Source organism: Enterococcus sp. S22(2020), from assembly GCF_020295385.1.
GTDB classification, from domain to species: domain Bacteria; phylum Bacillota; class Bacilli; order Lactobacillales; family Enterococcaceae; genus Enterococcus_L; species Enterococcus_L dunnyi.
Map to the genome: position 1 here is coordinate 404,541 of NZ_JACFUD010000003.1, position 20,202 is coordinate 424,742.

A 20,202-nucleotide genomic window follows, 5' to 3' on the forward strand; every position below is an offset into this window, starting at 1 on the left:
TTTTATCGTGGACTTTTATTCTTAATAAACGGTGATAAAAATCAGACCGAGCATTTATACTCTACCTTCAGACTGAAAATTATTCTGAGTCTGTGTCCTGACCTTTTAATGCATCACCTAAGATATCACCCATTGTGAATCCAGTATTTTCTTCTGGAAGTTCATAATCTTCAACATCTTTTGGTTCTTCTTTAGATTCTGGTTTTGCTTCTAATGCCTTAATACTTAGAGCAATACGATGTTCTTCAGGATTGACTTCTAATACTTTTACTTGGATCGCATCGCCTTCTTGCAGTACTTCATGAGGAGTTGCAATATGTTTATGCGAAATTTGAGAGATATGCACTAAGCCTTCCACGCCAGGGAAAACTTCAACAAATGCACCAAAGCTAGTTAAACGCTTAACAACTCCGTCAAGAACAGAGCCGACAGCTGCTTTATTTTCGATATCTTCCCACGGTCCTGCCAATGTTTCTTTGATAGATAATGAAACACGCTCTTCATCTGGATTGATCGAAAGGATCTTGACTTTCACATCATCGCCAACAGATAAAACATCGCTTGGTTTACCAACATGCTGATGAGCGATTTCTGATACGTGAACCAATCCGTCAATACCGCCTAAATCGATAAATGCACCGAAATCAGTTAAACGAGCAACTTTTCCATCCACGATATCGCCATCATGCAATGTTGCTAGAATATCTTTTTTCTTCGATTCCTTTTCAGCTTCAACAACAGCTTTATGAGATAAAATCAAACGATTTTCTGAAGGTTCGATTTCAATGATTTTGAACGTCAACGTCTTCCCTTTGTATTCAGAGAAATCATCTACAAAATGATCTTCAACCATTGATGCAGGAACAAATCCACGTACACCAACATCAACAACTAAACCGCCTTTTACAACATTTGTAACAGGTGCTTCGATGATTTTTCCGGCTTGGAAATCTTGCTCGATCTCTTCCCAAACTTTTTTAGCATCTAAACGGCGTTTTGAAAGTAAATAACTGCCATTTTCTTTATCTTTACCGATTGATGTGATGACTACTAAATCTAATATGTCACCGACTTTAACTAATTCATTGATATCTTCTACTTGAGTCGTAGATAACTCTTTTGCGGGAACTACGCCTTCAACACCGGCGCCTTCAATACCAACAATCACTTGTTTGTCCTCAACGGCAAGTACTTCACCCTTAACGATGTCGCCAACGTTTACTTCTTGGACGCTGTTCATTACATCTTCCATTGTTTCATTGCTGTTTTCCATTTGTTTGTCTTCTGTCATGAATACTAATCCTCCTATGCCACCAAAAATTCGTAAAAAACTGACCTACTCCCTTAATAGTACGGGATTTTCCAGAAAAAATAAAGCGATTTCTCTCATTTTCTTTTTTTTCTTTCAGAGAAGAAGAAATTTTCTTGCTTAAAGACAAAGAAACTATATCCTTATCTGATTTGTAAAGGTGAAAGTAGCATTTAACTAGCTGCTAAAATAACTTGCTCAATTGCTGCTACGACCTCTTCTATAGTTAAACCTGTCGTATCGATCTTCACTGCATCTTCCGCTTGCTTCAAAGGTGACACAGCTCGAGTTGAATCAAGGTGATCACGCTGCTCGATTTCTTTTTTCAATGTTTCAAAATCTGTTGTGATTCCTTTTTCCTGATTTTCTTTATAACGTCTTTCTGCCCGTTCTGAAACACTGGCAACCAAAAAGATCTTGACTTCCGCATCTGGCAAGACTGCTGTACCGATGTCTCGGCCATCCATCACTACTCCTCTAGCTTGACCGATCGCTTGTTGCAGTTCGACCATTTTTTCTCGAACTTCTTTATGTTTCGCAACGATCGAGACAGCGTTTGTAACATCCGGCTGTCTAATTGCTTCCGTTACTTCATTACTGTCGACAAAAACTAATTGCTCTTTATCAGTTTGCTTAAATGAAATCGTATGCTCCAAACATAATTTGACTAAACCCGTTTCATCTTCAAAATCAATATTCTTTTGGATCGCTAAATAGGTCAATGCACGATACATCGCACCTGTATCACAGTATATATAATTTAGTTTTTTAGCTAAAATCTTTGCTACAGTACTTTTGCCGGATGAAGCCGGACCATCGATTGCAATACTAATCTTTTTCATAATGCGCTCCCTTGTTTATCACATAGTAAAAGAGTCTGGTACAAAACGATCACTGTTTTGCTTCAGACCCTTAATAACAGCAGAAAACATTGGGACATTTCCTGCTGCTTTATTTTTTATTATTTTACACGTAATTGATCACCTGGTTGCAGTGTTTCGTCGCCAGTCATACCATTCAATTGTAATAGTTCCTCTAATGTTATGCCGTTTCTTTGAGCAACTTGGTTAGGACCTTCTCCAGACTGAACAGCATCATAAACTGCACCAGTCTCTGTTTGACTTGATGATGGTGTTGTTACACCATTTGGATCTGTTTCACCTTCTGATGATGAAGTAGACTGCTGTTGCGATTCACTTGATGACGAAGGTTGTGTCGTGCTGTTTTTAGTTGACGATTGAACGACAACTGACGATGACGGCTGACTCGCTTGTTTACTTGCATCAGGCTTTTTATCTCTCATTACATAAAGGTAAGTTCCTACTGGAAGTGAAATGATCAATAGTAATAAGATAACTAAAATCGTTAGAAAAACTGTGTTTCCTTTCTTTTGTTGACGCTTTTCTGAACGAGAACCTCCCGCACCCTTTTCTGTATCATAAATTGACTGCTCCCATGGTTCGCGTACACCATTTTTCTTATCTCGTTTACTCACGTATCTGTTCCTCCTAAAAATTCTCTTTTGCTATTATACCACAGCTTTTTCTATGCTGCAGTCTAAAAAAAGATTATTTTCATTCTTTAAATAATCTTATCAAAATGTCCTCCCACCGATCGAGGATTTCGTTTTCTTCTGGTGATTGTACTATTTGTGCTCGATAACTGTCAAAGGATAAGCCACAATTATCACAGCAGAATATTTGATGATTTTCTTCTACTTCCTCTGAGAAATACTGTTGAATGAATCGACGTCGGCAGTTTGAATGCTGGATATAGTTTAACATAATTCTCAATTGTTGTTGACGTTCTTTCTCTTTTCTTAATAATCTTTGTTCCAACTCTTCAATTGTATATTCTTGATCCAGAAACCCTTGAATCCATTTTTGTTGGATCTCACTCAATTCTAAATCTGCCAGTTCATTTTCAGAAAGTGAAGATATCAATGCATGTAGGAGTTCACGATCCATCCGACTTTCAGATTGAAAATAATAATGGATCGATTCATCGCCTTTTTGATAAAGTAAGATCGCAATACTTTCCAGTCCATCTCGCCCCGCGCGACCGATTTCCTGAACATAATTTTCTAAACTATCCGGACAGTCATAATGAATGACAAAACGAACATCTGGTTTATCGATGCCCATTCCAAAAGCATTCGTCGCACATAAGACATCTAGTTGATTGTGGACAAACTGCTGCTGCAGTAAGCTGCGTTCAACAGGAGTCAAGCCGCCATGATAATACGCTGTTTTCAAGTTCGTTTGTTCTTTGATAAGACGGTCAAGTGCTTCGGCTGTTTTTCTTGTCGCACAATAAATGATCCCTTTTTGTTTCAATTGCATCAGATAAGAAATCAGCTGTTCTTCTTTTTCCGTCGTTTGATCGACCATGAGTCCAATATTCGGCCGATTGACAGAGTATACGATTTGCGACACTTCTCGGCTGTGAGAAAACAATTGAGCGATGATTTCCTCCTTGACTGTTGGTGTTGCGGTAGCCGTTAGTGCTAGAGTCAAAGGAAAACCACATTCTTGCTGAATTTGAGCAAGTTTCGTGTACTCTGGTCTAAAATCGACCCCCCATTGAGCAACACAGTGCGCTTCATCTACAACAAATAGTGACACTGTCTCTTGAGCAAGCTTTGTCCGAACATCTTTTTGCAGCAATGTTTCAGGACTAACAAAAATATAGTTGTATTGACTCAAATGAGCCAACACATATTGTTTTTCAAAAAAGTTCAAGCTGCTATTTAATGCTATCCCTCTTATTTCTCCTTGCTTTTGTAATTGAATCACTTGATCTTCCATCAAAGATAGCAAAGGCGATACGATAATAACCAATCCTTCAGTAAGTTTTCCGATCATTTGGTAACAAAGTGATTTCCCTGTCCCTGTCGGCAAAACAGCCAACGTATCTTTTTTATCCAGCAATTGCTGGATCACTTCTTTTTGTCCTGGTTTAAATGTAGAAAAGCCAAATTTATCATGTAAAAACTGCTCTAGATCGATCATGGCAATTTATCAGCTCTTTCTTTTTTTAGTTTTTCAATTTGATATAACCGATATTCAAAATAATCAAGTTGTTCATTTTCTTGTTTTAAGGAACGATAGATCCATTGTGGACATGGGCTGGAAAGCTGGTCCAAAAATCGATAAGTTTCCTTTGAAATATAGTGTTCAAAAGGGATCTCTTCTGTTAAAGCAAGTTCCAGTAAATGATCTTGAATCGTACTTTTTTTCATCCCTCTTTGTTGTGCAATTGTTTCGATTGAAGTCTCTTGATGTAAGTAGCTTTTTGTTTGATTCATACTCTGATTATCATTTTTTGTTATAAAGGGTTGAATCGATTGTTTTAAAAACGTTTCTTCCGGCATATTTTCAATCTCATAGAGTAAATGGTGCAGCCAATCTTTTTTTATTAGAAGCTGTTCAAATGGAGTTGATTCTTTCTGCAGTATTTGAGCGGCGATCTTGCCGATTTGCTGATAACCAGAAAATTGCTGGGCAAAATAATCAGCTTCGCTTTTTGATAAACGTGAGAGTAAAAAATGCCATTCGGCTTTCATCGTTTGAATCAATTCTTTTTTTGAAACGGATGCGATTCTGCGTTTTAAGAAAGCTTGATAAAACGGTGATTGCTCGAGCGGGATATATTCTTTATCTCCATAAGATAAATGAGAAGTCACTTGTACTAAAAATTGCAAAAATCGCCAGATTTCTTCGTCTGTTTTGCCAAAGCGATAATTATCCAACCAATGAATCGATTGATCGCTTTCAGATAATAATCGTTTTCCTTGCGTTGTTATCTGAACCTCTCCCGTTAAGTCTGTTAACAATAATTGAGCTTCGTTCAATGTGTGTATCTGCCTGTTGAATTCCTGTTCCGACAATTCTGGACACAGTTGAAAAAAACGAAGATTTTCATAAAGAAAACCATAGACTAAAACGGAGCTTGTTCGCTTTCCTTTTAAAAGGTGATATAATGTCGATGTTCGAACCTTGTATCCGTGCTGAAATAACGTTAAAATAAAGTGCGGCTCCATTGTTTCACCTCTTTAAATGCTAGAATAGGATGTGTCACTATGTTATGTAAAATAATTCCAGATAAATGTATTGCCTGCGGGCTATGTCAAATCTATGCGCCTGAAATTTTCGATTATGACGATGATGGGATCGTACTCTTAAATCATGATCATTCTGCCCAACAGGAAATGATCAGTGAAAATGAACAGTCTAATGTCTTAACAGCGTACCGCAAATGTCCTGTCCGTGCAATAGAGATCACTGAAAAATAAAGAATAACAGAAAATGGATGCCATATATCGCCTCCGATTCTGTTATTCTCTATTTTTTTACTTTATATTCTTTAGCCAGTTTATTAAATGCTCAGCTATTTCATGTTGTTGTTCTTCGTTATCGATCGATGCAGGATGATCCCCTTTTTGTTCGCCATAGCTTCCAAAACCTGCGTGATTCCCTCCGCTTATTTTTTCATAAAGCGTCTGTTTCGGTAAATATCTTTTTGACTCATCATAAACTGTCCAGTTCAATACGCCATCTTCTGAACCCGTCAACGATAAAACCGGTCCTGTAAATTTCGCTAAACTTCCTTTTTCATCTGGGTAACTTGCAAGAAAAAAAACACCTTTAGGAGCAGCTTGTTTCTCTTGGTCTGCTGCGAAACGACTAGCCATGACACCACCCAAAGAATGTCCTCCGATCACATAATTACTCAACTGGTTCTTTTGGATCACTGCTTCTGCCTTGTTTTGTCCTAATACTGCTAGATTTAACGGTTGTTTCACTAAATAAACTGAGTATCCAGCTTCAGCAACTTGTTCAGCCCACAAGCTGTAACTAGTATTTTCTACTAAAGCACCTTGATAAAAAATCACTGATGGTTTTTCTGGATCACCTTTAAATACTAAAGTCCCATTTTCATTTTTGGCTTTTTCAGCACTTTCGATCGCTGAGGTAGTTGGCGTATAGGTGATCGTTTTAAGATAAAACAGACCGATCAACAGCAGCGCAACAATCACTCCTGCTATCCAAAGCAAGCGTTTTTGCCATTTTTTCAATTTTAGATTCGCCCCTTTCTTTTCCCTTATATTTTATCAGAAAGAAGCACATTAGCAGATAATTTTGTTTTCAAATAAAAAAAGAATCGAGGATGCTCCCCGATTCTTCTATCTATACATTATTTCATTATTGGTTTTTTATTTCCTAACTGATGTTGTTTCCTAGAAAGCCATGGTAATAACTTGGCGTGAAGGACTAAGAAAACAGCACTCACGATAGCTCCTTTGATTAAATTGAATGGAAGAATACCGATCGTTACGTATTTCGCTAAAGACATTCCTAAGAATTCTCCAGCCGACAGACCGAACAGCTTCAAATAAATTGGTGTAATCACAAAGTAGTTAGCCACACACATAAATATAGTCAGACTAAGAATTCCCGTTACCACACCGAATACTTTATTTGTTGTTTTGTGGCTTCCTCGTTTAAAAAAGTAATACATCGGCAAGGTGAACATTGTGCTTGCCAAAAAGCTTGTAGCATCTCCAACAAAATTTTGCGGCGATATTCCCGTTGTAAACAAATGCAGAGCAGATCTAATAAATGCTGTACTGATTCCTGCCAGCGGTCCAAATAAGAACATGCTGATCATGACTGGAATATCACTAAAATCGATTTTCAAGAAACTGAATGCAGGCATGATTGGAAAAGCCACGAACTGTAATACCACCCCGATTGCTGCTAGCATTGCTACACTTACCATTTTTTGTACCTTGTTGTTTCGCATATGAAATCCTCCTGTTAAGGACCCATCTTCAAATGAACTTTTCTAAACCAACACTTTCAACTAAGATTCTCATTTAACTGTGAGCAGCGCTTGATGACCTTCCAATTATAAGACCAAAAAAACTTAAGTGACTCAAAACGGTAACTACTTCTGCTAAGCATCATACCTGATCTTACACGATCATAACCATAAATAACATCATCTACTTCTAATTGATTTTAGGTACTTTAACTTTTAGCAGTTGATGAGATCGAAGCCTAGCGTAGTGATTCACAGCAAAAAAACTCTATTTTCCAACAGGGAAAATAGAGTAGAGTTATCTTATTTGAAAAATGCCAATTCAAATAAGCCCTATCTTCTTTATCCAGACTTTACTGTCGGTATTGGATTTTCACCAATTCAACTACTTCAAAAGAAGTAGGTCGTGGACTATAACCACCGGTCGGGAATTTCACCCTGCCCCTGAAGACGAACCTTTATTAATTTTTTAGTACAACTACAGTATACAACCTTTTTGAGAAAAATCAATCTTTATGTTCATATTATCACATAACTTTTCATTTATTCAGACAAAATTTGCTAGCTTCACTTTGTTTTTTGAATAATAATGAAACTATATACATTAACTGAGGGGACCGAAACAGTTGCTTCTGTTTCCAGCTTTTATAACGTTTTAGAGTGCGAAGCAAAACCATTTTTTAGTTTTGTCCCGCACTCCTTCTCTCTTTATTTTGACTGGTTCATCAACACGCTGATTTCTTTTTTATTCAACGAGCGATACTCACCCGGACGAAGTCCTTTTAATGTTAAATCACCGTATTTTTCTCTTTTAAGTTTTTGAACTGGATAACCAACTGCTTGGAGCATATTTTTCACTTGGTGGTTACGCCCTTCATGGATCGTCAATTCGACAATACTTGTATTTGTCTTTAAATCAACAGAAATGATTTGAAAAGCTGCTGGCGCAGTTTTATAGCCGTCGATTTTGATTCCTTTTGTTAATGGAAGAAAATCATGCTTTTTAGCTAAGCCTTTGACCTTTGCTACATATACTTTATCTACCTCATGGCTCGGATGTGTCAGACGTTGTGAAAATTCACCATCATTTGTCAATAACAGCAATCCTGATGTGTCATAATCCAATCGACCGACTGGATAGATGCGTTCTTTGATATGAGTAAAGTAGTCAGTAACGACTTTCCTTCCCTTATCATCTGATACTGCTGAGATCACTCCTTTAGGCTTATAGAACAAATAATAACCGTACTCTTCTTTATAGATCGGCACATTATCGACTTCTACTAGATCACTTTTCCCAACTTGTGTTCCAAGTTCACGTACGATTTTTCCATTTACTTTGACCCGACCATTCACAATATATTCTTCTGCTTTTCTGCGGGATGTGATGCCGGCATGAGCAATTACTTTTTGAAGTCTCTCCATTTAGCTTTCTTCCTCCGATTCGTTGATCTCCGTTTGTTCTTCTTCATTTAATTCTTTATAGCGGTCAAAAAAGAGGTCTAATGGCAATTCTTCAGCGATTTCTTCTTCCATTTGCTGAATATCCGGCAACTCTTCTAATGATTTTAAACCAAAATAATCCATGAAATAGGCAGTCGTCCCATATAAAATTGCACGCCCCGGGCCGTCTACTCGCCCTTTTTCTTCTATTAATTGACGTGCAACCAATTTTTGCATGGAACCTGCTGACTGAACTCCTCGGATCTCGTCAACTTCTACCCTTGAAATTGGTTGTTTATATGCTACGATCGACAATGTTTCTAATGCAGCTTGTGATAAAGCATTTGAAATCGGTGATTGCGCATATTTTTTCAACAATGGCGCAAAGATTTTTTTTGTTGATAAGACAAAATGATTACCAACTTCTAATATATTCAATGCAGATCGATCATCTGCTTCATAGCGCTCTTTTAATGCAGTCAGTGCTTCGTAAGTTTTCGCTGTAGAAAGTTCTAATAAATACGATAATTCTTCCAGTCCGATTCCTTCTTCACCAACAACGAATAGAATCGCTTCGATTTGACTAATTGTGGTCACGCTGTTTCCTCCGTACTAGATTCGATCTCATTTGCTGTATTGTACAGCAAAATCGTGCTGTAATTTTCTTCTTGCTCAACATGGATCGACCCTTTTTTCATCAACTCTAATAAAGCCATGAAAGTTGTGACGATCTCCTGTTTTGAATGGGATGTAAAAAAATCTTCAAAATTCACTGGTGTTTGCCGATCGATTTGAGCCATCTTTTGTGAGATCGCAGTTATTTTTTCTTCGATCGACACATCATCTCCAGCCACTGTCGTTTCTACAGGCTGTCGATTTTTTTTCTTTTCAAGCATTGCATGAAAAGCCAAAAATAAATCGATCGTATTTAATTGATTGGGTTCCAGCAGAGGATTGTCTTCCTTATATTCATCGACATCCATTGGTTCTTTCGTAAAATAGAGACTTCGTTCAGACTCTTTTTCATGTAAAAGTCCTGCTGCATATTTAAATTTACGATATTCCAACAACTGGGCAACAAGTGCATCCCGCGGATCTTCACCAGTTAAAAGCTCATCATCATCTGTCACTTCCAACTCTTGTTTCGGCAACAGCATTTTACTTTTGATAGCCATCAATGTTGCTGCCATAACGATATATTCTCCAGCCACTTCCAGTTCCAAGGTTTTCATCGTGTGAATATAATTCATATATTGTTCTGTTACAGCAGCAATCGGAATATCATAAATATCAATTTCAAGTTTCTTGATTAAATGTAAAAGAAGGTCAAGCGGTCCTTCAAATACATCTAACTTTACATTCATTTCTTGCAACATCATCCAACTTTCTTTTTCGACTCTCTAGTTTACCATAAAATTTATTCATTGTGTTCTTTCCATTTAGATAAATAAGCAGAAGTGGCAGCAGTGCCGTATAATTTCAGCTCTGGATATCGCTCCAGCACTTCGTTCAAAAGCTCAAAGCCAAGTTTTTCGCCACGAAAAGAAGGCGTGATCGAAATATCATGAACGACTATCCCAACAGAATCTTCTAACTCGATCCCTATGATTCCTTGGATATTCTGTTCTCCATCCGGTGTCCAAAGAAGTAAATGAAGATTTTCGTCATTTTCATACATATCGATTTCTTTCAACAACGAACGATATTCTGTCAGTTTTTGGTGGAAACTCAACAAACCCATAGCTATTTTCCGCTGTTCTTTTCTATAATACGTTAACATGATCTCACCTTCTTCTGTAGAGTACCTACTTTGATCAGGCTCTTGGAAAATGCTGTTTATAAACATCTGCCATTCGCTGCTTTGTGATATGAGTGTATATCTGAGTAGTTGAAATATCCGCATGCCCAAGTAGTTCCTGGACGATACGTAAATCTGCGCCATTTTCCAACAAATGAGTAGCAAAACTATGTCTTAAGGTATGCGGTGTGATATTTTTATCGATCCCCGCTTCTTGGACGATCTGCTTCAAATTTTTCCAAACTCCCTGACGAGAAAGCGGCTTGCCATGATGATTTACAAATAGATGTGTTTCATTGGGATTTTTTTTAGTTAACATAGGCCGGGCTTCTTCTAAGTACTTTTCGATCCATTGTATCGCATAATCCCCTAAAGGAATGATACGTTCTTTGTCTCCTTTACCAATCGTTTGTAATAAACCGATCGATAAATGTAGATCGCCAATTTTTAAATCTACAAGCTCACTCACACGTAATCCTGTAGCATACATCACTTCTAGGATCGTACGATTTCTGATGCCTAATGGTTTTGTTGTATCCGGTGTTTCGATCAAAGCCGTAACTTCCTCTATCGAAAGAGTACTAGGTAGTTTTTGCGCTTTTTTCGGTGAATCGATATGTTGCATCGGATCATGATCTGTCAGGCGTTCCTGTCTCAAAAATTGATGAAACCCTCTCAAAGTCGAAATCATACGAATGATCGTAGCAGAAGAATTACTGTCATTACTCAAGGATTGTAAATATTCCATAATTATGTATCGGTCAACTGATTGCCAAGAGTCTAGTTGTTGTTCTTTCAAAAAGGCATTATATTTATGTAAGTCGCGTTCATAGCTTTTTCGTGTGTTAAGGGAAAGTCCGCGTTCGATTTGCAGGTAATGCAAATAATCGGTTATTTGTTCTTCCATTCATTTTACCTCATTTCTTTTTATTATCATATCAAAGAATGCTGACCTCTGACTAGTCTCCACAAGAAAAAAGCATAGCTTCTTCTCTCTAACACTTTAAAAATGACTGAAATATAACTCATCAAAGTCATATCTCAGCCACTTAAGGATTTAAATTCTTGTTAATCCACGTATTGAGTTAGAAATTTATTGACCTCTTCCTTGTAGGCTTTTGGATCAATAGAATAGGCCTTGGCGTGTTCAGCGCCTTCAACAACATATTTCTCTTTTGGTGCGTCAGTTGCATTATATACCTCATCCAGCATTTCAAATGGGACAAATGTATCAGCATCACCATGAATAAATAGCATCGGTGTTTTATTCTTTTTCAATTGTGCAACAGAACTTGCTTCACCAAAGAAATAGCCTGCACGAATTTTAGTGATCATACTTGTTACTGGAATCAACGGAAAGGCCGGTAAATTAAACATGTCTTTCAATTGATAAGTCAATTCTTCATTGACTGAAGAATAGCCACAATCTTCAACGATCGCCTTAACATTTTGAGGCAATTTTTCACCACTTGTCATCATGACTGTCGCGCCGCCCATACTAATCCCATATAATGTGATTTGTGCATTTTCTCCATTTTTATCGATCATTTGGTCGATCCAGTTAAGATAATCTTTACGTTCCGGCCAGCCAAAGCCGATATATTCTCCTTCACTTTCACCATGTCCGCGAGCATCAGGAACTAAAACATTATATCCCCAGTCGTGATACATTTTTGCAAACTTCGCCATTGTTTCTGCGGTTCCCATATAACCATGAGCCATAATCACATTTTTATCCGTTTTTTCATCCGCTGGCAAATAGATGGCATGAAGCTTTAATCCATCTTCCGATTTTATTGACCAATAAGAACGGTTTTGATCATCTTTGAACCACTGTTCTTCTGGACTTTTTGCCTCTATATTAGTGCCTGGAGTATCTCCTGCTAAAAAATCTTTTTCAGAGGGAACCACTGCGTAATTATAGAAGTACATCCCTGCGCCGATCAAGATGATCGTGATGACCACAAAAACGGCAATCAATATCTTTACTATTTTTTTCATTTACTGACCCCTTACTTCATAATAGTGCTTTATCATTGAGAATCACCATTTCTCTCAACGTATTATTCACTTTTTAAATCCTTAAATAGTATAAAGTTTTATTCTCTTTTTCGCAATCTTAATCACAAATCATTTCATTTTTTTCATGCTGGTAATCATGAAAAAGCATTTCATAATTTTGTTTGATCGTTCGCGCTTCAGAAAGTTTCAGTGAGTAAATTTCTTCAAGTGTAAAAAAAGCTGCGGCACTTGTTTCAATACCCGGCTTGATTTTTTGACTAGCTGGCTGACATCGTATAAAAAATTTATACACATAGGTCAATGATGGCGGGTATTCATGTTTGGCTTTATCTAAAACTGCTATTAGTCGTTCCGCTTTGACTTTTAGTCCTGTCTCTTCGAGAACTTCTTTTTCCGCAACTTCCTTTGGAGAATACCCGATATCAGCCCAACCACCCGGTAAAGCCCAAGAATCATCACTTTTTTCTTTAACCAACAATAATTTGCCTTCTTGATTGAAAACAACTGCTCGAATATCGACTTTGGGCGTCGCATACCCTTCATCTTTGTCGAAAAATATCATAAGTTCTTGTTCAGATAACTCCGGATATAGTAAGTGAGTGAGTTCTTTAGCAACGATCGAGAGTTCCTCGTATCGTTCTTGATCAAAAATATCTTTGCCAAACTGTTTACCAGTCTGTGCGATCCCTTGAAGTTTCGACAATAAAATACTTAATTCCTTCTCCAATACTACCACCTCATTTTACCTATTATATCAAAAGGAATAGCTATTTACGCAGAGTGAACAAAAAAAGGACTGAGACATAACTCTACAAGTTACAACCCAGTTCCTTTAAAAATGAATAAACAATGAAAACAAAAGTAAATACTAAGCTTCAACCATACCAGCTAGCCAAATTGTAACTGCTGAAGCACTAAGACTTGAAGGCCTAGAAAATAAACTCAACTCTTCTGTCTCAATCACATTATTTTTTGTTTTCGATCAATTTAAAACTTGACCATGGTTTTAGAAAATCTAATAAAAATAGTTCGTCATCAGAGATACGGCCAACCACATTTACCCGACCATCGTTTTTCATTGGCTTCAGCGCAATTTGTGTTTCTCCTTTATATTGACCATAACCCACATTGTCGATCAAAACATCACCTTTAGTCATGTCGATCGTATTATGCGCTGGAAATTCACGATCTTTGAAGTGGATACGGGTCATTGTAGAACGTAAAATATATTCTGAGCGATCACCGCGGTAACTGTGCAGGCTAGTAAATAAAACTTCTTTTTCATCATCTGAAATACCAGCTGCAACATCTACTTTTACAGATGGATATTCGGCATTGAAGGCCTCTGCCATTGCTTTTAATTCAGCTTCTGAAGCATAAGCGTTCCCTACTAAAATATCATCGATCAAGCCCGTTAAAACGAGATGTTTTACTTGTGTAGCAATTTCAAGATCACGATGATCTTCAAGCGAACACAAGCCATCTTGTGTCGGCCAAGGACCAAACGTTGCGTCATGTGAATTCACAAAGGCCATTGTATTTAAATTATATTTTCTGAATTTTTCAGAACAAAAAACAAAATGATCATAACTTAAACCTGAATAGCGGTGCGGATAAAAATTATGTGAACCTAATAAATTCTCCGTGTTAGGTGAATAGCTCATGATATTATCAACATAACTTGTACCGGTACTCATATTGATTTCTATTTTGATTCCATAAGGGTTACGGGTCATTTTTGCTTCTTCCGCTCCAGTAAAACCGATATCTAAACGTACACCATAAGCGCCCATTTCATTGAAGAATGATAAATCATCATAAGAAATCTCTAATTGTTCAAATAAAGCAGGATTGATATCTACCATTACTTCCATGTCCAGACTATTTGCGTAGTCTACAACTTTTTTAAATTCTGCTAATACTTTTTCTTTATTTTCTGTAATTTGAAGCAAGCTGGTAAATACACGTTTGAATCCATATTTATGCGCTAAGTCTAAATATTCTTTATCCTTTTCAAAAGTTGAACGTTCTGGATAAATCGAAATGCCTAATTTTCCCATTGTGCTGCCCCCTAAGAGTTTTATTGATTATAATGTATCCATTTTCATTATAGCAGAATGAAGAAAAGTGGTCTACACCTTTCCTAAATTTTAAAAAAAATCTATTTTGACTAGCAGTTATATCGATCATTTGTTATCATGAAATGTAAACTATTTTTGAAAGGAAGAATTAACCTTATGAAAACCAAAAAATTCATTGCTGCTGCTACACTTCTAGCATCATTAGTGTTCTTTACAGCATGTGGATCTAAAACAGAAAACAAAGCAGATTCATCTTCAAGCTCAGAAACAAAAACGTCTGAATCCGTTGACCTGAATGCTTTAGAATTACCTCAACTATCAGAAAAAGTTAGTGAAGATGAAGATTTAGTTGAAATGGTCACAACAGACGGCACGATCGAAATCAAGCTTTTTCCAAAACAAGCACCAAAAACAGTTGAAAACTTTATGACTCATGCAAAAGACGGTTATTATGACAATGTTACTTTTCATCGTGTGATCAAAGATTTCATGATCCAAGGCGGCGATCCTAAAGGTGATGGGACTGGCGGAGAAAGTATCTGGGGCGATTCATTTGATGATGAATTCAGCAACCAACTATACAACATTCGCGGTGCACTATCTATGGCAAATGCTGGTACAGATGCTGATGGCAACGGAACAAACGGCAGCCAATTCTTTATCGTCCAAAATGATCAAGATGTTTCTGATGGACTATTGAAAGATGACTACCCACAAAAAATCATTGACGCTTATAAAAAAGGCGGAACACCATTCTTAGATGGAAAGCATACCGTTTTTGGTCAAGTGACCAAAGGAATGGACGTTGTCGATAAGATCGCTTCAGCCGAAACAGACGAAAGTGACAAACCGAAAAAAGATATCCGTATCGAGAAAATCAACATTTTACAAGAAGCTAAATAATGATAAAATGAAACCGGACATGACCTTGTGTTATGCTTCGGTTTCTTTATTGTTCTTAATTAGGAGGTACGTATGATGAAAATAGTTATTGCGGGTCCTGTCGGTAGCGGGAAAACTACATTTGCCAGAGAATTAGCCAAAGAACAAAAAGTTCAACTATATGAACTTGACAATCTTATTTGGCAACGAACACCACAAGGAGATCAACGCTTTTCTAAAGAGAAATCTGCACAACTATTACAAGATATTTTAAACTATCCAGAATGGATCATTGAAGGGACTACCACTCAATCCTGGATTCAAGATGCATTGATTCAAGCGGATAGTGTTTTACTTTTACTCCCACCTTATCCTATACGCCTATATCGTATTCTGAAGCGCTTCATCAAGCAAAAGTTGCAGCTAGAACAAGCAAATTACACTCCAACGATAAACTTGCTAAAAATGATGTTTGTGTGGAATCATCACTATGAAACAAAAAATAAATTGGAACTGCAGCAATTGATTGCAACAAGTCCTGCTAAACTGCATATTTTAAAAGACCGAAACGCTTATTCTGCATACAAAAAAATGATTGAGACATAACTAGTTGCGTCATATCCCCATCATAATGTATTTTGTCTATTCTTTTTTAACCTATTTTATCTAGTGCTTGTTGCGGTACTTGGTCTTTTGTTACTTCTTCATAAGTTTCAACATGGGCACCCTTATTATAAATTTTTAAATAGCGATCTTGGATCAATTCATGATCTGCAGTGAAGGTGATCGCTCGTTTTTTGCCTTCTTTATCTACTGCTTCTTGTTTATATACCGCAATACCGTGTTCAATAACTTCATTGGCTTCTTTAGTCTTCACGTAGACTTCACCTTCTGTAACCAATGGATTCAATTGATCCAATACACCTGGAAGCTCGCCAGACTGATTTTGCGTGTATGCTTTAGCTCCAAAAAGAGCAGCTGCTCCAAGTAAAAGAAAAATTCCGATCGTTTTGACTAATTTCATTTTTGTTCCTCCAAATTTATTTGATAAAACTACTTTAACAATAAATGTAAAAAATGAAATCAGACAAATTAATGAATTTTCTTTCCAACCTTCGACCTACTTTTTTCTAAGACCAGCAATACATAAACGCTCTGTTCAACTATTTTTGAAAATAGCGATGATTTCTTCTTTTTTCAAGTTCATGATTCCAGAAGTACTTAACGAGGCCAATCCAGTCGCAATGACCCAGACTTTGATAAATAACTTGTTTAAATTTTCTGGTGAAATCGCTGTATAACGTTCGTCTCCTTTTAAACTTTTAGTGAATAAGTCCAAAGTCAACTGATTGATTTGTTGGCCATATGAATGATGCTCAACAAATAGAACGATAAATAAATTTCTTTTTGTCTTAGCAAATTCAATGTAATTCAAAACGAAGTTGATTAAAAAATCGTCCGATTGAATCGTTGAAAAATAGTCTTTCTCCAGAGATTTATAAATAGTTTGTAGCAGCGTCAATTTTAAATCTTCCATATTTTTGAACTCCAAGTAGATCGGCTGAGTTGAGATTCCCATGTGCTCAGCTACATTTCTTGCAGTTATTGCAGAAAAACTTTTTTTTTCTAGTAAATCAGAGGCAGCAGCTAAAATATGTTGCTTTTTATATACTTTTTTCCTAACCAAAAAAATCCCTCCATACCTATGCTTCTTTAAATATTTATTTAAATTCCATTTATTATTATTACATTTTACACTGTTTTAAGTGTTTATTTTCTCAATAATTATAGATATGGTGGAAAAATATGATAATTTTCAAACGAAATACGAAATAAGATTGACTAATCAGAGTTTGACAGGATATAGTAAACTTATCAATTGATAACGGAGGTAGTCTTCATGTCCAGCGATCAGCATTCGCGTCAGCCATTTTTTTTACATACTGATAAAAAAACAGAGAAAGAAATCATTCAAAACAGAAATTATTACCTTTTGATCGGCTACTGTCTACTCCTGATCTTGATCGGGCTGAGTAGTGAATCTTTCAATACACTTTTAGGAGGCATGCTTCGGATTTTAACTTCTCCTAGTAATTTACTTACTGATTACATTGCTTTAGGTAGCTTCGGCAGTGCCTTTGTTAATAGTGGTTTACTCACCTTGTTTAGTGTACTGATTGCTAAGAAAGAAAAAATCCCTATCAATGGTGCTATGATAGCTGCGTTATTCACTGTATCGGGGTGTTCTTTTTTTGGAAAAAATATGTATAATTCTATTCCAATTATCATTGGTGGAATTTGTTATGCTAAAATTGTCAAAAAGCCTTTTTCTCAATTTATTGTCGTTAGTTTATTCGGCAGTGCATTGTCACCGATCATTAGCTTTTTCACTTTTGGCTTATCGATCCCTTTGATGTTTTCTTTGCCATTAGGCTGCATTATCGGTATTTTTATCGGTTTGATCTTGCCGCCACTCGCTTCTCATGTTCTAACTTTCCATCAAGGATTTTCTTTATATAATGTTGGATTCACTTCTGGATTGATCGCTATGATGTTTACTGGTGTACTTAGAATGTTCGGCGTGAGCATCGAAGGAAAAAACGTTGTATCTGACGATTATCATAATCAATTACTATTTTTTATGTTATTTTTATTTTTTCTGATATTTATTGTAGGGTTTATCATTAACCACTTTTCCTTTAAAGGGATCAAGGAGATCAGTCGCACCTCCGGGAAATTGATTACTGATTTTACATTTATCTCAGGAATTGGTGCAACAATGATGAATATGGCTTTTATGGGGTTGCTCCTGATCGGTTATACTCAGTTTAGTCATTGTACCCTTAATGGGCCCATTGTTGGTGCTATCCTATCAGCAGTGGGCTTCAGTGCTTTTGGTAATCATCCATTAAATAGTCTCCCCTTGCTTATCAGTGTCTTTTTCACTGCACAATTATCATCCGTTTTTGCTGTCGATCAGACAACTGTAGCTCTTGCTGGAATTTTTGCCACTGGGTTGGCGCCGATCGCTGGATATTATGGTTTTCACTATGGTCTTGCTGCCGGTTTCCTGCATATGTCATTGGTTACTAATGTGAGTTACCTTCATGGTGGATTAAATCTTTATAATAACGGATTTTCTACTGGTTTTGTTGCGGCTGTCATGGTACCATTACTAGATAATATTTTACAAATCAGAAAGGTGAAACAACATGCAAGAAAGAGAAAAAGCTAAGCGTATTATAGATGAGCTTCTCACTTATTTTTTTTCAAATGATATTGAGGACATCCGAATTGGACTCGATTTTACATCTGAAGGTTTTTATATAGAAATGCAAGGACAAACCAAAGACGAACCAGAAGGTGTTTTGAACTTATTGGAATTGTTGAATACACCAAGAGATTTGAGTATTGAAAGTTATTATGATGAGCTGCTGGGCATCACCCATCATGAAGAAGAAGATTATCATTTACTAGGTTTAATGATCGACGAGGCTGAAATCAATTTTGACTCTCCTATTTTCGATATTAAAGTTTTTAGAAAAAAATGATCGTAAAAGCTTGATATAAAAGTATATTAAAAAATGTACTGGGACATAACTCTTAGAGTTACAACCCAAGTACATTTTTTTAATATACAGCACGAGCTCCGCCAATCAATTTCGGTCGACTATACAAAAAAGTCGTATGCGCTTCACCAATTTCCTTGATAGTTGTTCTGATTGGGATCTGTACATGTTTCACATGCATGCCGATAGCCGTATCTCCTATATCGATTCCCCCTCTAGCAACGATTTTTTCTACCACGACTGGATCAGTAAATAAATGAAAGGCTGCAACAGCAGCTGCGCCGCCTGCATGAAGGGCAGGAACAACAGACACGATTTCAAAATCATGTGCTTCAGCAACCTCTTTTTCAATGACTAATGCCCGATTGATGTGTTCACATCCTTGTACAGCAAGGTATACCCCTTTTTTATCCAGATGCTCTTTTAGAGTCGAAACGATCCCTTCACCAATATCAAGTCTAGAATTTTGACCGATCACGCCACCAAGTATTTCGCTACTACTGCACCCTAAAACAAAAATATCTCCAGTTTTGAATGACGCTTTTTCAAAATATTCTTGTATCCCTGTCGTTAACTGTTCCTGATAGCTATTTCGTTCATTCATCACTCATGCCTCCCGTTCTTATTCATTTTGTTCATTATGCACAAGATTTATTCTTTAGTCAAAAAAATCGTGAAAAATAACTCAATGAGTTACCTTTCACGACCTTGATCTTATTTACCATCTACGATATTTAAACGAACTTTCTTAGGTCCATCCACACGTACACTGTAAACAATCGTACGAATTGCTTTAGCAACACGGCCTTGTTTACCAATAATACGACCAATATCTTCAGGTGATACAGTTAAATTATATTCTAGAAAAGCATCAGACTCTTCTACTTCCAATTTAACCATCTCAGGTTGACTGACTAATGGACGAACGATAGTTAAAACTAACTCTTTCACATCTGCCATAATCGGTCACCTTATTTCTTTTCTAATTTAGCTTCGTGGTGTTTTTTCATAACGCCTTCTTTTGAAAGGATGTTACGAACTGTATCTGAAGGTTGAGCACCTTTAGACAACCAGTCTAAAACTAAATCTTCTTTTAAAACTACTTCTGCAGGATCTTTCAAAGGATTGTAAGTCCCAACAGTTTCGATGAAACGTCCATCACGTGGAGAACGAGAATCAGCGACTACGATACGGTAAAAAGGACTCTTTTTAGAACCCATACGTTTTAAACGAATTTTTACTGACATTTTATCTATTACACCTCCATTAACTTAA

The 20,202-nt window shown here is 36.8% G+C and carries 26 protein-coding genes and 1 riboswitch; of the genes, 6 read left to right on the plus strand and 20 right to left on the minus strand.

Going from position 1 to position 20,202, the window contains the following annotated elements; genetic code table 11:
• Positions 1-79 precede the first annotated feature (79 nt).
• Both rpsA and cmk read right to left on the minus strand, forming a co-directional pair.
• The gene (gene rpsA / locus H3T55_RS07625) at positions 80-1,291 is read right to left on the minus strand and encodes a 30S ribosomal protein S1 (RefSeq protein WP_087640040.1); all 1,212 of its coding nucleotides are present in this window, start codon (positions 1,289-1,291) and stop codon (positions 80-82) included.
• 191 nt (positions 1,292-1,482) lie between these two features.
• Positions 1,483-2,151, minus strand: coding sequence for a (d)CMP kinase (cmk, locus tag H3T55_RS07630; protein WP_225533991.1), 669 nt, complete (start codon positions 2,149-2,151; stop codon positions 1,483-1,485).
• 1 nt (position 2,152) lies between these two features.
• Here cmk and H3T55_RS16760 point away from each other — a divergent pair, with 1 nt between their 5' ends.
• On the plus strand, positions 2,153-2,380 hold the full coding sequence (locus tag H3T55_RS16760) for a hypothetical protein (RefSeq protein WP_140405323.1): 228 nt from the start codon (positions 2,153-2,155) through the stop codon (positions 2,378-2,380).
• Here the strand turns inward: H3T55_RS16760 and H3T55_RS07640 are convergent.
• From H3T55_RS07640 to H3T55_RS07650, 3 genes are all read right to left on the minus strand, one after another.
• Complete coding sequence (locus H3T55_RS07640) at positions 2,271-2,804, minus strand: SAG1386/EF1546 family surface-associated protein (protein ID WP_087640038.1); 534 nt, start codon at positions 2,802-2,804, stop codon at positions 2,271-2,273. The genes H3T55_RS16760 and H3T55_RS07640 overlap by 110 nt on opposite strands.
• A 79-nt stretch (positions 2,805-2,883) precedes the next feature.
• Positions 2,884-4,320: a RecQ family ATP-dependent DNA helicase gene (locus tag H3T55_RS07645; protein ID WP_225533993.1), complete on the minus strand. Its 1,437-nt coding sequence runs from the start codon at positions 4,318-4,320 to the stop codon at positions 2,884-2,886.
• Positions 4,317-5,351, minus strand: a complete 1,035-nt coding sequence (locus H3T55_RS07650; RefSeq protein WP_225533994.1) for a helix-turn-helix domain-containing protein — start codon at positions 5,349-5,351, stop codon at positions 4,317-4,319. The genes H3T55_RS07645 and H3T55_RS07650 overlap by 4 nt, the downstream gene beginning before the upstream one ends.
• Before the next feature lie 39 nt (positions 5,352-5,390).
• On the opposite strand from H3T55_RS07650, the gene H3T55_RS07655 reads away from it, so the two are divergent.
• Positions 5,391-5,603 (plus strand): ferredoxin, encoded by a 213-nt coding sequence (locus tag H3T55_RS07655; RefSeq protein ID WP_087640035.1) that lies wholly within the window; start codon positions 5,391-5,393, stop codon positions 5,601-5,603.
• Positions 5,604-5,660: 57 nt separating this feature from the next.
• Here H3T55_RS07655 and H3T55_RS07660 read toward each other — a convergent pair whose 3' ends face one another.
• The 10 genes from H3T55_RS07660 to H3T55_RS07705 form a co-directional block, all read right to left on the minus strand.
• Positions 5,661-6,386, minus strand: a complete 726-nt coding sequence (locus tag H3T55_RS07660) for an alpha/beta hydrolase (RefSeq protein ID WP_225533995.1) — start codon at positions 6,384-6,386, stop codon at positions 5,661-5,663.
• Positions 6,387-6,505: 119 nt separating this feature from the next.
• On the minus strand, positions 6,506-7,114 hold the full coding sequence (locus tag H3T55_RS07665) for an ECF transporter S component (RefSeq protein WP_225533996.1): 609 nt from the start codon (positions 7,112-7,114) through the stop codon (positions 6,506-6,508).
• A 349-nt stretch (positions 7,115-7,463) separates the two neighbouring features.
• Positions 7,464-7,588: riboswitch (FMN riboswitch) on the minus strand.
• 252 nt (positions 7,589-7,840) lie between these two features.
• On the minus strand, positions 7,841-8,557 hold the full coding sequence (locus H3T55_RS07670; protein WP_087640032.1) for a pseudouridine synthase: 717 nt from the start codon (positions 8,555-8,557) through the stop codon (positions 7,841-7,843).
• The gene (gene scpB, locus H3T55_RS07675) at positions 8,558-9,172 is read right to left on the minus strand and encodes an SMC-Scp complex subunit ScpB (protein WP_087640031.1); all 615 of its coding nucleotides are present in this window, start codon (positions 9,170-9,172) and stop codon (positions 8,558-8,560) included.
• Positions 9,169-9,948: a segregation/condensation protein A gene (locus H3T55_RS07680; protein ID WP_225534151.1), complete on the minus strand. Its 780-nt coding sequence runs from the start codon at positions 9,946-9,948 to the stop codon at positions 9,169-9,171. The genes scpB and H3T55_RS07680 overlap by 4 nt, the downstream gene beginning before the upstream one ends.
• A gap of 44 nt (positions 9,949-9,992) precedes the next feature.
• Complete coding sequence (locus H3T55_RS07685; protein WP_087640029.1) at positions 9,993-10,355, minus strand: GNAT family N-acetyltransferase; 363 nt, start codon at positions 10,353-10,355, stop codon at positions 9,993-9,995.
• A gap of 34 nt (positions 10,356-10,389) precedes the next feature.
• Positions 10,390-11,280, minus strand: coding sequence for a site-specific tyrosine recombinase XerD (xerD, locus tag H3T55_RS07690; protein WP_087640028.1), 891 nt, complete (start codon positions 11,278-11,280; stop codon positions 10,390-10,392).
• Positions 11,281-11,441: 161 nt separating this feature from the next.
• Positions 11,442-12,374 carry an alpha/beta hydrolase gene (locus H3T55_RS07695; protein ID WP_225533997.1) on the minus strand — a complete coding sequence of 311 codons (933 nt, stop codon included), beginning with the start codon at positions 12,372-12,374 and terminating at the stop codon, positions 11,442-11,444.
• A 118-nt stretch (positions 12,375-12,492) separates the two neighbouring features.
• Entirely contained in the window at positions 12,493-13,122 is a 630-nt protein-coding gene (locus H3T55_RS07700; protein WP_225533998.1) for an NUDIX hydrolase N-terminal domain-containing protein, read from the minus strand.
• Between the two features lie 238 nt (positions 13,123-13,360).
• Positions 13,361-14,455 (minus strand): DUF871 domain-containing protein, encoded by a 1,095-nt coding sequence (locus H3T55_RS07705; RefSeq protein ID WP_225533999.1) that lies wholly within the window; start codon positions 14,453-14,455, stop codon positions 13,361-13,363.
• A gap of 177 nt (positions 14,456-14,632) precedes the next feature.
• Between H3T55_RS07705 and H3T55_RS07710 the strand changes: the two genes are divergently transcribed.
• Complete coding sequence (locus H3T55_RS07710) at positions 14,633-15,379, plus strand: peptidylprolyl isomerase (protein WP_225534000.1); 747 nt, start codon at positions 14,633-14,635, stop codon at positions 15,377-15,379.
• 75 nt (positions 15,380-15,454) lie between these two features.
• Complete coding sequence (locus H3T55_RS07715) at positions 15,455-15,964, plus strand: AAA family ATPase (protein ID WP_225534001.1); 510 nt, start codon at positions 15,455-15,457, stop codon at positions 15,962-15,964.
• Between the two features lie 46 nt (positions 15,965-16,010).
• Here the strand turns inward: H3T55_RS07715 and H3T55_RS07720 are convergent, their stop codons facing one another.
• Both H3T55_RS07720 and H3T55_RS07725 read right to left on the minus strand, forming a co-directional pair.
• Complete coding sequence (locus H3T55_RS07720; protein ID WP_087640022.1) at positions 16,011-16,382, minus strand: YxeA family protein; 372 nt, start codon at positions 16,380-16,382, stop codon at positions 16,011-16,013.
• 135 nt (positions 16,383-16,517) lie between these two features.
• Positions 16,518-17,045 carry a TetR/AcrR family transcriptional regulator gene (locus H3T55_RS07725; protein WP_225534002.1) on the minus strand — a complete coding sequence of 176 codons (528 nt, stop codon included), beginning with the start codon at positions 17,043-17,045 and terminating at the stop codon, positions 16,518-16,520.
• Positions 17,046-17,258: 213 nt separating this feature from the next.
• Between H3T55_RS07725 and H3T55_RS07730 the strand changes: the two genes are divergently transcribed.
• Together H3T55_RS07730 and H3T55_RS07735 are read left to right on the plus strand one after the other, a co-directional pair.
• A complete protein-coding gene (locus tag H3T55_RS07730; protein ID WP_225534003.1) occupies positions 17,259-18,593 on the plus strand; it encodes a DUF1576 domain-containing protein in 1,335 nt (444 codons plus the stop codon).
• On the plus strand, positions 18,571-18,909 hold the full coding sequence (locus tag H3T55_RS07735; RefSeq protein ID WP_087640019.1) for a hypothetical protein: 339 nt from the start codon (positions 18,571-18,573) through the stop codon (positions 18,907-18,909). The genes H3T55_RS07730 and H3T55_RS07735 overlap by 23 nt, the downstream gene beginning before the upstream one ends.
• Before the next feature lie 79 nt (positions 18,910-18,988).
• Here H3T55_RS07735 and H3T55_RS07740 read toward each other — a convergent pair whose 3' ends face one another.
• From H3T55_RS07740 to rpsP, 3 genes are all read right to left on the minus strand, one after another.
• Complete coding sequence (locus H3T55_RS07740; RefSeq protein ID WP_412523569.1) at positions 18,989-19,534, minus strand: TIGR01440 family protein; 546 nt, start codon at positions 19,532-19,534, stop codon at positions 18,989-18,991.
• A 107-nt stretch (positions 19,535-19,641) separates the two neighbouring features.
• Positions 19,642-19,887 carry a KH domain-containing protein gene (locus H3T55_RS07745; RefSeq protein ID WP_087640017.1) on the minus strand — a complete coding sequence of 82 codons (246 nt, stop codon included), beginning with the start codon at positions 19,885-19,887 and terminating at the stop codon, positions 19,642-19,644.
• Between the two features lie 11 nt (positions 19,888-19,898).
• A complete protein-coding gene (gene rpsP, locus H3T55_RS07750; protein ID WP_010761445.1) occupies positions 19,899-20,174 on the minus strand; it encodes a 30S ribosomal protein S16 in 276 nt (91 codons plus the stop codon).
• Positions 20,175-20,202: the final 28 nt, after the last annotated feature.